The sequence below is a fragment of the Polyangium jinanense genome (assembly GCF_028435365.1).
In genome coordinates this window covers 78,243-91,037 of record NZ_JAGTJJ010000030.1, presented here as the reverse complement: position 1 = coordinate 91,037, position 12,795 = coordinate 78,243, and the positions used below count along the sequence as shown (strand labels likewise).

The following is a 12,795-nucleotide window of genomic DNA, read 5'->3' as shown; positions in this document are numbered from 1 at the left end:
CCAGTATCTACAGTGGCGCACATGTCGCTCGCTGTGGGTGCATGTAGGACAACGTCGTCGACGCCAACGATGTCGCGCCGCTCCGGGGGCCGGAGGGGCCCTGGGGCCCGTGGGCTTCGGCTCGCGAGCGCCCTTGCCCACCACGAGTCGACCGCGAGCGACCGCGTGCTCGCGCGGGCCTTCTGGGCCGCGCCGAGCCTCACCGCGCCTGCCCGCGTCCTCCCGCTTTTCCCGAACCACGACCGCCGTTCGACCTGAGCCGATCTGTTTCGCGCGCGGCCCCGCCGAGACCGCGTGCTGCCGAGGAGAGAGCCATGCCGCTGCCGAAGAGCTTCCAGAACTTCGCCGAGTTCGAGCGTGAGATCATCCGCGCGGGCACCCGCGTCAACCTGAGCCTCGAGGACATCGTCGAGGACACCTCCTTCGAGGAGGAGATGGAGCTCGACCAGGACGACGATCCCTTCGCTTCCATGCGCGACTTCTGAGGCAGGGGGCCCGCCGCGAGCGGGCCTCCGTCCCCCGATGCGCTCCCCCGATGCGTTGCGGCATCGGACGCATCGGGGGGCCGAGCCCTACGTCTCGCCAGGACCTCCTGGGCTGCTTGGACCCGACCGAGCCTCGACGGCGCCTCTCCGTCGGGGCTCTTTTTTTGTCTTCAAACCCGCCCTCGCTTGACCCCTCTCGCCGTGCATGGCATGGCGCCGTTCCTTCCAACGAACGCCCATGCAAGTCACCGTCGAAAAGCTCTCCCCGGTCCTCGTCGAGCTCAAGGTCGAGATCCCTGCCGAGCAGGTTCGCACCGAGGTGGACAAGGCCTACGCCAACCTCCAGCGCTCCGCCCGCGTGAGGGGCTTCCGCCAAGGCAAGGCGCCGCGCCACGTGCTCGCCCACCTCTACTCGGGCAGCATCCACGCGGACGTCGCCCGCCGGCTGGTCGACACCACGTTGAACCGTGCCCTTGCCTCGCAGCAGGTGCAGCCCCTCTCGCAGCCCGACATCGCCCCCGTCGAGCTCCGCCCCGAGGAGTCGTTCTCCTACAAGGCGCGCTTCGAGGTTCGCCCCGACATCGCCGAGGTGAAGTGGGAGGGCTTCGAGGTCAGCCGGCCGAAGACCGAGGTCACGGCCGACGCGATCGACGCCGAGGTGGCGCGCCTCCGCCGTGAGCACGCGACCCTCTCGACGCCCGAGCCCGAGCGTCCTGCGAAGGCCGGCGACCTCGTGCGCATCGCCTTCACCCTCGACGTCGACGGTAAGGTCCGCGAGGACAAGCCGCAGGAGATCGAGACCGAGATCGGCAGCGGCCAGGTCTTCAAGGAGATCGAGGACGTCCTCACCGGCATGAACGTCGGCGAGTCCAAGGACGCCACGGTGGCCTTCTCGGAGCGCCACACGAACGAGTCGCTCCGCGGCAAGACGGGCACGTTCCACGTCACGCTGAAGGAAGTCCGCGAGCGGAACTTCCCCGAGGTCGACGACGAGTTCGCGAAGGACGTGGGCCACGAGAACCTCGAGGCCATGCGCACCGCGCTCTCGGCGAAGATCGAGAAGGAGCTCAAGCAGAAGGCGACCGACTCCGTCGCGGAGAAGCTCGTCTTCGAGCTCTGCAAGGCGAACCCGATCCCGGTGCCTCCCTCGCTCGTCGAGCAGCAGGCGCAGCTCACGGAGCGCGAGCTCGTCACGGCGGCGCGCCGCCAGGGCCAGCGCCTCGAGATGACGCCCGAGATCCGCGCGCGCGTGCACGCCGACGCCGAGACGAAGGTTCGCGCGGGCCTGCTCATGGCCGAGATCGCGAAGTCGAAGACCGTGCAGGTCACGCCGCAGGACATCGAGAAGGGCTACGAGGAGCTCGCCGAGCAGACCGGCAAGAACGTCGCCAAGGTCAAGGCCGAGTACCGTGATCCGAAGAAGCAGGAGATGCTGATTGGCATGATCCTGGAAGACAAGATCCTCGACCTCATCGAGGCCGCCGCGAAGATCACGGAAGCCTGAGAGCTTCGCTCGCGATCTGCGGCATCACGAACGGGCGTGCTGGTGTCACCAGCGCGCCCGTTTTCGTCTTCACGTCCATCGATGTCTCTCCAGGCTTTCGAGCCTCTCCCACCACGAACGAAATTCCCTCGCGGAAGCGCGAAAACGGCTCACGCTCGGCCGTCGCATTTCTTCACACCGACCCCACGGTTCGGGCTTGCGAAGCGCGGGCTTCTGGCTCACGACTAGGGCCTCCCGGCACCCTTTTGCCGAACCACAGCGGAGCCCTGGATGATCCGACGAGTCGAGACACGTAAGCAGGCGATGGAGTTTCTCGAGCGGGACCACGATGCGGTGGCAAGCGACCGGGCGTCGGGCCTCACCACGCTCCGGGAGCAGGGGTATGTCCTGCCGACGGTCACCGAGGTGACCCACCGCGGCGAGCGCGAGTGGAACATCTTCAGCCGTCTGCTCAAGGACCGGATTGTCTTCATCGGGACCGAGATCGACGACTTCGTGGCGAACGCTGTCATCGCGCAGTTCCTCTTCCTCGAGAGCGAAGATCCCGACAAGGACATCCAGGTCTACATCAACAGCCCTGGCGGCATCGTGACGAGCGGCCTCGCGATGTACGACACGATGCAGTACGTCCGTTGCCCGGTCTCGACGATGTGCATCGGCCAGGCCGCGTCGATGGGCGCGGTGCTGCTCGCGGCGGGCCACAAGGGCCGCCGGTACGCGCTGCCGCACGCGCGCATGATGATCCATCAGCCCCTCGGCGGCGCGCGCGGCCAGGCGACGGACATCGAGATCCAGGCGCGTGAGATCAAGAAGATGAAAGAGACCTTGATCGACATCCTCGCCGACGCGACGAGCAAGAATCGCGAGGAGCTCGCCAAGGACATCGAGCGCGACTTCTATCTGAGCGCGCCGCAGGCCAAGGAGTACGGCCTGATCGACGAGGTCCTGCCGAAGCGCATCAAGGGCTCGCCCCAGGCCCTGTGAAGCAGGATCGCGACGCCCGCCTGCGAAGGGCGGGCGCTCGGCTGGGAGCGCGCGGCCCGGGCTGTTTTCGGGCCGCGTGGATGGGGACACGCCTTGGACGAAACCAATCCGTCCGTACTCGTCTTCTTGTGCCGCGGATGGCACTTGCGGTCCGATGAATGCGCCCCGAGGTGCATGAAATGCACGCGTCGCACCGCCCGGAGCCGTAGGGACGGGCGGCGACCGAGCGCGCGAAGCACGAGCGTTAACTTGCGGGTCACAGGGTAGGGGACTAGAATCCGCTCACGGCGATACGCTGGAAAAACGCGGATTTTCAGCATCGTTTTCGTCGTCGAGCGCGCCTCGGTGAACGCCGCTGCGGACACCGGGCATGCTCGAATGAAAAGGGCCCGAGGTGCGAAAGTACCGGGGCCACGGCGAGGCGAGAGAGGCGAGAGGCGAAGTGGAGCGAAGGCGGGACGATCACTCGAACGGCAATCTGAGCTGCTCCTTCTGCGGCAAATCGCAGAAGGAGGTGAAGAAGCTCATCGCTGGGCCGACGGTGTACATCTGCGACGAGTGCATCGGGCTCTGCAACGACATCATTGCCGAGGAGGTCGAGAAGGACGAGCCGTACGCCGGCTCTGCCCCGATCCCCAAGCCGGCCGACATCAAGGCCATCCTCGACGAGTACGTGGTCGGGCAGCACCGAGCGAAGAAGGTCCTCTCGGTCGCGGTGCACAACCACTACAAGCGCATCGACAGCCGGGTGCACTCGGACGACGTCGAGCTGCAGAAGTCGAACATCCTTTTGCTCGGCCCGACCGGCTCCGGCAAGACGCTGCTCGCGCAGACGCTCGCGAAGATCATCAACGTGCCCTTCGCGATCGCCGACGCCACGACGTTGACCGAGGCGGGCTACGTCGGTGAGGACGTCGAGAACATCATCGTCCAGCTCCTCCAGAACGCCGATCACGACGTCGAGCGCGCGCAGCGCGGCATCGTCTACATCGACGAGATCGACAAGATCAGCCGGAAGAGCGACAACCCGAGCATCACGCGCGACGTCTCGGGCGAGGGCGTGCAGCAGGCGCTCCTGAAGATCATCGAGGGCACGATCGCGAACGTGCCTCCGAAGGGCGGCCGCAAGCATCCGCAGCAGGATTTCCTGCAGGTGGACACGACGAACATCCTGTTCATCTGCGGCGGCGCGTTCGTCGGCCTCGATCAGATCATCCAGCGCCGCGTCGGACAGAACACGCTCGGGTTCGGCGCCGAGATCAGGTCGAAGAAGGAGTTCAAGCTCGGCGACCTGCTCTCGCAGGTTCAGCCCGAAGATCTCCTCAAGTTCGGCCTGATCCCGGAGTTCATCGGCCGTTTGCCCATCATCGCGACGCTGCACGAGCTGAACGAGGACGCGCTGATCGACATCCTCACGAAGCCGAAGAACAGCCTCGTGAAGCAGTACCAGAAGCTGCTCGAGATGGACGGCGTGAAGCTCAAGTTCACGAAGGGCGCGCTCACCGCGGTCGCGCGGCAGGCGCTCGACCGCAACAGCGGCGCGCGTGGCCTCCGGGCCATCCTCGAGGCGGCGATGCTCGACATCATGTACGACGTCCCCTCGCGCGCGGGCGTGAAGGAGGTCGTCGTCAGCGAGGACGTCATCCTCAAGCACGAAGCCCCGCTGATCGTTTACCAGAAAGAAGCGGAGCTCGCTTAGCGCCGGGGGAGGACGTCCTCCCCCACTCCATTTCCTCTTCCTCGCGTCGTCTCGCTCATCTTCACGAGCGAGCGATCACCCGTAGGCCCGTTTGCCCCGGCCCGCGCGCCGGGGCGAGAAAGACGTCGGATGTTCTTCAAGAACGACAGTGATCGCGGCAAGTCCGCCCCGGAGCGCGGGGTCGCACCCCTCCTGCCGCTCAGGGACATCATCGTCTTTCCTTACATGGTCTCGCAGCTCTTCGTCGGCCGCGAGCGCTCGATCGCCGCGCTCGACGAGGCGATGAACCGAGGCAAGGAGATCTTCCTCGCGGCGCAACGCAACGCCAAGACGAACGACCCGACGGCCGAGGACATCTTCGCCGTCGGCTCCGTCGGCGTGATCATGCAGCTCCTCCGCCTGCCCGACGGGACGGTGAAGGTGCTCATCGAGGGCAAACGCCGGGCGAAGATCAAGAAGTTCGTCCAGTCGGACGCCTTCTTCCTCGTCGAGTACGAGGAGATCCCCGAGAAGGCCGCGTCGAGCGTCGAGGTCGAGGCGCTCATGCGAAGCGTGCAGAGCACCTTCGAGGTCTACGTAAAGCTCAACAAGAAGATCCAGCCCGAGGTCCTGATGGCCGTGCAGGCCATCGACGACGCCTCGCGGCTCGCCGATGCCATCGTCGCGAACCTGCCGACCATCAAGCTCGCCGATCGCCAGAGCCTGCTCGAGACGGACGATCCGAAGCAGCGGCTCGAGCGCCTCATCGAGCTGATGCAGGCCGAGATCGAGATCCTTCAGGTAGAGAAGAAGATCCGCTCCCGCGTCAAGAAGCAGATGGAGAAGACGCAGAAGGAGTACTACCTGAACGAGCAGATGCAGGCCATCCAGAAGGAGCTGGGTGGCGGCGAGCGCGACGAGTTCAAGAACGAGATCCAAGAGATCGAAGAAGCTTTGAAGACCAAGCGGATGAGCAAAGAGGCCACCGCGAAGGTCAAGAAAGAGCTGAAGAAGCTCAAAATGATGCACCCGACGAGCGCGGAAGCGACCGTCGTGCGCAACTACATCGACTGGATCCTCGACCTGCCCTGGTACGAGAAGAGCGAGGAGCGCTTCGACCTCACGGAGGCCGAGAAGATCCTCGACGAGGACCATTACGGGCTGCGCAAGATCAAGGAGCGCATCCTCGAGTACCTCGCGGTCCAGGCGCTCACGAAGAAGCTCAAGGGCCCGGTGCTCTGCTTCGTTGGTCCTCCCGGCGTCGGCAAGACGAGCCTCGCGAAGAGCATCGCGCGCGCCACAGGGCGCAGGTTCGTCCGCCTCTCGCTCGGCGGCGTCCGCGACGAGGCCGAGATTCGCGGCCACCGCCGCACGTACATCGGGGCGCTGCCGGGCAAGCTCATCCAGAGCCTCAAGAAGGCCGGGACGAACAACCCCGTCTTCCTGCTCGACGAGGTCGACAAGATGTCGACCGACTTCCGCGGCGACCCCGCGGCGGCGCTGCTCGAGGTTCTCGATCCCGAGCAGAACCACGCGTTCAACGATCACTACCTCGACCTCGATTACGACCTCTCCGACGTGATGTTCATCACGACGGCGAACACCCTCGGCGGCATCCCGGTGCCGCTGCAGGACCGCATGGAGATCATCCAGCTCTCCGGCTACACCGAGTTCGAGAAGCTCAACATCTCGCTGAAGTACCTCGTGCCGCGCCAGCGCAAGGAGTGCGGGCTCGAGGACGTGAACATGAACTTCAGCGAGGGCGCGGTCCGCACCATCATCCACCACTACACGAAGGAGAGCGGCGTGCGCTCCCTCGAGCGCGAGATCGCCAGCGTCTGCCGCAAGGTCGCGCGCAAGGTGGTGAACGAGGGGAAGGACAAACCCATCGAGATCAGCGCGAAGAGCATCCCGAAGTTCCTCGGCGTGCCCAAGTACCGGCTCGGTCGTCGCGCCGAGAAGGACGAGGTCGGCCTCGTGAACGGCCTCGCGGTGACCAGCGTCGGCGGCGATCTCCTGCCCGCCGAGGCCGTGGTCCTGCCGGGCAAGGGCAAGCTCGTGGTGACGGGTCTGATCGAGAAGGGCATGGAGGAGAGCGCGCAGGCCGCGATGAGCTACGTGCGCTCGCACCTCGAGCGGCTCGGGCTGTCGGGCGACGCGTACCAGAAGGCGGACGTGCACGTGCACTTCCCCGACTTCGTGCGCAAGGATGGTCCGAGCGCGGGCGTGACGATGGTGACGGCCGTGTGCAGCGCGCTCATGAAGGTCCCCGTTCGTCAGGACCTCGCCATGACGGGCGAGGTCACGCTGCGGGGCCGCGTGCTCGCGATCGGCGGGCTCAAGGAGAAGCTGCTCGCGGCGCACCGGAGCGGCATCTCGACCGTCGTCCTGCCCAAGGAGAACCGCAAGGATCTGCGCGACGTCCCGCGCCGCGTGCTCCGCGCGCTCCGGCTCGTGCTCGTCGAGCATGTCGACGACGTCCTGCGCGAGGCGCTCATCGTGAAGGACCCCGAGGCGACGTTCGGCCCGCCGCACGCCCGCCTGGAGTACCGCGACGGCGAGCTCGTCACGCCGAACGGATCGTCGGCTCCGTCCATGCCGTCCCTCCCGGCTGATTCGCCTGCCGAACAGCCTGGCGCGTAGGCGAGAGCGTCCCCCCTCCTCGTTTCCTCTCATCTCCCTGCTGGCAAGGATCGCGGCGGCGCGCTAGTCGCTCGCCGCCATGATCCGACGAGCCCTCATCTCGGTCTACGACAAGGCGGGACTCCTACCGTTCGCGCGCGCGCTCGCGGCGCGAGGCGTGGAGATCCTCTCGACCGGCGGCACGCTCAAAGCGCTCGCAGACGCGGGGCTGGCCGTCACCAGCGTGGAGTCCTTCACGGGCTCGCCCGAGGTGATGGGCGGGCGCGTGAAGACGCTTCACCCGCGCGTGCACGGCGGCATCCTCATGCGCGGCGACATCGACCAGGCCGACCTCGAGCGCCTCGGCGGCGCGCCGATCGACCTCGTCGCCGTGAACCTCTATCCCTTCACGCAAACGGTCGCGAAGCCGGGCGTGCTGCTCGCCGAGGTGATCGAGCAGATCGACATCGGCGGGCCCGCGATGGTGCGCAGCGCCGCGAAGAACCACGGGCGCGTCGCCGTCGTGTGTGATCCGTCCGATTACGAGGCCGTGCTCGCCGAGATCGAGGCGAGCGGCGAGGTGTCGTCCGCGACGCGCCGCAAGCTCGCAGCGAAGGCGTTCGCGCACACGGCCGCGTACGACGGCGCGGTGTCGGCGTACCTGTCGTCGCTCGGGGATCCGGATCCGGCCGAGGAGAAGGCGCCCCCGAAGCGCGAGGCGTATCCGCGGTATCTGACGCTCACGTTCGAACGGGCGTACGGCCTCAGGTACGGCGAGAACCCGCATCAGTCGGGCGCGTTCTACCGCGAGCGGAGCGCGCCCGAGGGCTCGCTCTCGCTCGCCGACTCGCTCGGCGCCGGCGGCAAGGAGCTCTCGTTCAACAACCTCGTCGACGTCGACGCTGCACTCGAAGCGGTGCGCGAGCACGAGCGGCCCGCGGCCGTCGTCGTGAAGCATGCGAACCCCTCGGGCGTGGCCGTGGCCGACGCGCTCGAGCGCGCGTACCGGCTCGCGCGCGACGCCGACGCGCTGAGCGCTTTCGGTGGGATCGTCGCGCTGAACCGCCCCGTCGATCGCGCGACGGCCGAGGCGCTCGCCGAAACCTTCCTCGAGTGCGTCGTCGCGCCTTCGTTCGCGGACGACGCGCTCCCGGTCCTTCGCGCGAAGAAGAACCTGCGCCTCCTCGCCACGCGTACGCTCCTGCCGGCCGAGCTCGACGAGCTCACCTGGAAGCGCGTGGGCGGCGGCCTCGTCGTGCAGGGGCGCGACGCGACCGCGCGTGGCGAGGTCGAGAAGGCGCGGGTCGTCACGAAGCGCGCGCCGACGCCGGAGGAGCTCGCCGCGCTCGACCTTGCGTGGAAGGTCTGCAAGCACGTGAAGTCGAACGCGATCGTGCTCGCCAAGGAGGGCCGTACGGTCGGCGTGGGCGCGGGGCAGATGTCGCGCGTCGAGAGCGTGCGCATCGCGTGCCGCAAGGCCGAGGCCGAGGCCCGCGGCGCCGTGCTCGCCTCGGATGCGTTTTTCCCGTTCCCGGACGGCGTCGAGCTCGCCCTTGAGCACGGCGTCACGGCCTTCGTGCAGCCGGGCGGGAGCGTGAAGGACGCCGACGTGATCGCGGCCGCGGACAAGGCCGGCGCTGCGATGATCTTCACGGGCGTCCGGCATTTCCGGCACTGATCGCGGCCTTTTCCGCCTCGCCGCCGCGCCCCCGCGCGCCCCGCCAAACGCCCGGTCTCAGCCCCTCGCGGGGTCCTTCCATACCGCCGATGGATCCAGCCTCACGGATCTAGGCAAAAAAACGCACACAAAAAATTTGGCCACCCCGATCTAGCTGTGCTGTTGGTGGCTTACAGCGTCGCGGCGGGGCGCCGCGGCGAGCTTCAAGGAGCATGGCGGTGGCCGGGATCAGGGAGTCGTGCAGCGTTTGCGGGTCGGAGTTCGACGTCCAGTTCCGCTACCAGATGGAAGAGCGGGACGGCGGGTTCTCGTTCTACTGCTCCCAGAAGTGCCTGGAGAAGAGCCAGCTCGGCGGCGAAGGGCAGGGCGACAAGCTCGCCACGTGTGACGCCTGCGCGAAGCGGTTCCAGCCCGAGCTCGCGTCCCAGGTGATGTACCTGAACGGGCGTCGCACCTACGCGTGCTCGATGCCCTGCCGGACGCAGCTCCAGCGAGAGGCGAGCGGCGTACGGCTCGGCGAGATCGCCGCCGAGGTCACGCCGCAGGCCGTCGCGCCCTCGCCGCCGCCGCAGTCCGTGCCGCGGGCCGTGGCGACGCGCGCGGCGGGCCCTTCGAGCTCCGCGACGCCCACGAAGCGTGCGTCCTCGTCGACCTCGCCGGCCGTGGCCGTGCCCGTGGTGCCGCAGGTCGCGAACAAGCGGACGGCTCCGGGGGCGCAGGCCTCGCAGGCGTCGCCGGCCGCGCCCGAGGCGCCGAAGGAGCAGGCCGCGGACGCGTCCGTGCCGCGTTACCTCGCCGTGTTCAACCACAAGGGCGGCACGGGCAAGACGACGACGGCCGTGAGCATCGCGGCCGGCCTCGCGTCGCGCGGCAAGAAGGTCCTGCTCGTCGATACGGACGCGCAGGGCAACGTGTCGGTCTCGCTCGGCGCGAACGTCGAGCGCTCGCTCTACCACGTTCTCGTGATGGGCCTGCGGGTCGCGGACGCGACGCGCGTCGTTCGTCCGAACCTGGACCTTTTGGGCTCCAACGAGACGCTGGCCGCCGCCGAGCTCTACCTCGCGGGCCGCCAGAACCGCGACCGCGTGCTCTGCGAGCGCCTGAGCGCCGCCGCCACGGGCTACGACTACGTGGTGCTCGACTGCTCGCCGAGCCTGTCCTTGATGAACCAGAACGCGCTCGTCTTCGCCGACAGCGTGCTCGTGCCCGTTGCTTGCGACTACCTCTCGCTCGTCGGCGTGCGTCAGGTCATCAAGACCGTGAAGAACGTGAACGCGCTCCTGCATCACCCGGTGCAGATCTGGGGCGTGCTCCCCACGTTCTTCGACGCGCGCGCGAAGATCTGCCGCGAGGCCGTCACCACGTTGAAGCAACACTTCGGCGACCGGTGCCTCCCGCCGGTGCGCGCCGCGATCAAGGTGAAGGAAGCGCCGGCGCAGGGGCAGACGATCTTCGAGTACGCCGCCGGCACGCCCGCCGCGGAGGACTACGGCGTCGTCGTGGACCGCATCATCCAGAGCCGCGAGGGCGCGGCGAAGGGCGCGAAGGACACGAAGGACGCGAAGCCCGCGCGCACTGCCGCAGCGACCGCTTAGGAGAAGGGACGATGAAGCACGAGGGCGAATTCTCCGAGGCCGCGCACGCGCTCCTCGATCGCGACGAGGTCGAAGGGGTCCTCTCCGGGGCGTTCTACACGCCCGCGGGTAAGCCGGCGCGGGCGCAGAAGCCCGCCCCGGAGCGCCCGACGCATTACAAGGTCATCTGCATCTCGATGTACACGGACGACCTCGAGCGTCTCGACGAGATGGTCGAGGCCTTGAAGGCGCGCGGCTTGACCAAGGCGAGCCGCAGCGCGCTCATCCGTCACGCGCTCGAGCAGGTTGATCTGGAGAAGGTGCCGAAGGGCATCTGATCCGTCCGCGGCTCGGCGCTTGCACGGCGCCGAGATGATGTCGAACGCGCCCATCAAGCCACCTCCGAGGGATCTCGGCGAGGTCCCTGCGACGCCAACGATCGACGAGCAAATGCCGCCGTCCGGCGTGCGGAAGATGCTCGACGCCTTCGAGGAGCGTGACCTCTCGCGCATCCGGTGGAGCTCCGTGCTCGCCGGGCTCTTCCTCGCGCTCGGCACGCTCGTGCTCCTCGGGCTGCTCGGGTTCGCGACCGGCGTGAGCGTCCTCGATTCAGGCGGCCGCGCGTCGATCGAGCGCCTCGGGGCAGGCATGGCTTTGTGGATGGCCTTCGCCTCGCTCGTCGCCCTCTTCGTCGGCAGCTACGCGGCGGCCAAGCTCGGCGGCGCGATTCGTCGGTGGGACGGCGCGCTCGCGGGCGTGCTCACCTGGGCCGTCTCGCTCGCGCTGCTCGTGTTCGTCGTGGGAAACGGGGCGCCTCCGTTTTTCGAGACGCAGGAGTTCGGGCGGCCGACTGGCTTCGAGCCGGCGTTCATGTTCGCGCAGCGGACGACCGAGCCGTTCGGCCCGTCCTTCCGGCTCAACCAGGGCGAGCTCGTCCGGGCCGCGTGGCTCACCTTCGCGGGCGCCGTGATCACGCTGCTCGCGGCGACGTTCGGCGGAGCGCTCGGTGCTGTGGGTCGGCGTCGCGGCGGCGGGCTTCCTCCGGCGTCTCGGCCTTCGTCGGGGGATCAGATCCCGCTTTACTGAACCGTCGGAGCAGGCGCGGGCGCGGCCTCTTCCAGGCTCGCCCAGAAGGCTTCGAGATCCGGGGGCAGCGGTGCCTCCACGCGGAGCCTGCGCCCCTCTTCCGCCGGATGATCGAGCTCCAGCACCGCCGCGTGCAGCGCGTGCCGATCGATCTCCAGGAGCGCACGGTCCTCGTCCGTGAGCAGACCGTCCGCCCCGCGACCGAAGAGCTCGTCGTCCGGGCCGTACAGTTTGTCCCCGACGACCGGCGTCCCGCGTGACGCGAGGTGCACGCGGATCTGGTGCTGCCGTCCCGTCTCCAGCGTGCACCGCACGAGCGCGTAGATCTTTCCCGTCGCGGGGTTTCTCCGCCTTCCGATCACGGCGCAACGCGTGGCCGAGGGTAGACCCTCGCCGGGCCGGGCGACGCGCATCTTCACGCCGTAACGGCTCGTCGGATCGAGCTCGAGCGGCGCCTCGACACGGAACGCGTCCGCCTCGTCCGCGCCCCAGGTGATCGCCAGGTACTCCTTGTGCACGCTGCGCTCTTCTGCGCCGGGCCGCGTCGCGCCGCGGGCGAACTGCCATTTTACGTGACGGTCCGCCTCGCTCGTCCGCGCCAGCAGGAGGACGCCGCTCGTCTCCCGATCGAGACGGTGCGAGAGCATGAGCCGCTCGCCGTCGCGGGCGTTCTCAAGGAGCTTCACGACCGTGCTCTGGTGGTACCGCGCCGTCGGATGTACCGGGATTCCGGCGGGTTTGTCCACTGCGAGCAGGTGGGCGTCCTCGTGCAGGATGCGCAGCGTGACGTCGGGTGCCTTCTCGTCCCAGGGCGGACGCCAGAGCAGGATGAGCTGCTCGGCTTGCACGCGGTCGTTGCCGCGCAGGCGGCGCGCATCCGGGGCGTAGGCGCCGTGCGCGATGATCTTCTGGGCGCGGGTACGGCTCGTCCGCTTGAGCTGCGATTGCACGAACCGGTCGAGCCGCATGCCCTTCGCCTCCGGGGGCACGCGGAGGATGGAGACGACGGACCCCTCGGGCACCTCGTCCGGGCGTACGACCTTCATCCCTCGCCCGAAAGGGCCATCCGTCGAGCCGAGCTCGTGCGCGCTGATGCGCGTCATGCTCGCCATCCTAGCCTGCCTGCCGTTCGGGGCTACCGCCCGCGTTCGTCGGTCGGCCCCATCGGTGCATGCTCGCTCTAC

At 68.1% G+C, this 12,795-nt stretch carries 10 protein-coding genes; 9 read left to right on the top strand and 1 reads right to left on the bottom strand.

Translation table 11 applies throughout. The annotated features are described in order from the left end of the window. Positions 1-314 precede the first annotated feature (314 nt). The 9 genes from KEG57_RS34550 (at position 315) to KEG57_RS34510 (ending at position 11,611) form a co-directional block, all read left to right on the top strand. On the top strand, positions 315-485 hold the full coding sequence (locus KEG57_RS34550) for a transcriptional regulator (RefSeq protein WP_272421695.1): 171 nt from the start codon (positions 315-317) through the stop codon (positions 483-485). Between the two features lie 238 nt (positions 486-723). Next, entirely contained in the window at positions 724-1,989 is a 1,266-nt protein-coding gene (tig, locus tag KEG57_RS34545) for a trigger factor (RefSeq protein ID WP_272421697.1), read from the top strand. Positions 1,990-2,259: 270 nt separating this feature from the next. Then, positions 2,260-2,973, top strand: coding sequence for an ATP-dependent Clp protease proteolytic subunit (locus tag KEG57_RS34540; protein WP_272421698.1), 714 nt, complete (start codon positions 2,260-2,262; stop codon positions 2,971-2,973). A gap of 442 nt (positions 2,974-3,415) precedes the next feature. Further along, entirely contained in the window at positions 3,416-4,672 is a 1,257-nt protein-coding gene (gene clpX / locus KEG57_RS34535; RefSeq protein WP_271924572.1) for an ATP-dependent Clp protease ATP-binding subunit ClpX, read from the top strand. A 129-nt stretch (positions 4,673-4,801) separates the two neighbouring features. After that, entirely contained in the window at positions 4,802-7,294 is a 2,493-nt protein-coding gene (gene lon, locus KEG57_RS34530) for an endopeptidase La (RefSeq protein WP_272421701.1), read from the top strand. Between the two features lie 79 nt (positions 7,295-7,373). After that, positions 7,374-8,951 carry a bifunctional phosphoribosylaminoimidazolecarboxamide formyltransferase/IMP cyclohydrolase gene (gene purH, locus KEG57_RS34525; RefSeq protein ID WP_272421703.1) on the top strand — a complete coding sequence of 526 codons (1,578 nt, stop codon included), beginning with the start codon at positions 7,374-7,376 and terminating at the stop codon, positions 8,949-8,951. A 218-nt stretch (positions 8,952-9,169) separates the two neighbouring features. Continuing rightward, positions 9,170-10,546, top strand: coding sequence for a ParA family protein (locus KEG57_RS34520; RefSeq protein ID WP_272421705.1), 1,377 nt, complete (start codon positions 9,170-9,172; stop codon positions 10,544-10,546). 11 nt (positions 10,547-10,557) lie between these two features. Next, positions 10,558-10,863, top strand: a complete 306-nt coding sequence (locus KEG57_RS34515) for a ribbon-helix-helix domain-containing protein (protein ID WP_272421707.1) — start codon at positions 10,558-10,560, stop codon at positions 10,861-10,863. A 34-nt stretch (positions 10,864-10,897) separates the two neighbouring features. Further along, on the top strand, positions 10,898-11,611 hold the full coding sequence (locus tag KEG57_RS34510) for a hypothetical protein (RefSeq protein ID WP_272421708.1): 714 nt from the start codon (positions 10,898-10,900) through the stop codon (positions 11,609-11,611). Here the strand turns inward: KEG57_RS34510 and KEG57_RS34505 are convergent. Then, positions 11,605-12,714 carry an RluA family pseudouridine synthase gene (locus KEG57_RS34505; protein ID WP_272421709.1) on the bottom strand — a complete coding sequence of 370 codons (1,110 nt, stop codon included), beginning with the start codon at positions 12,712-12,714 and terminating at the stop codon, positions 11,605-11,607. The two genes, KEG57_RS34510 and KEG57_RS34505, sit on opposite strands and share 7 nt — an antisense overlap. Positions 12,715-12,795: the final 81 nt, after the last annotated feature.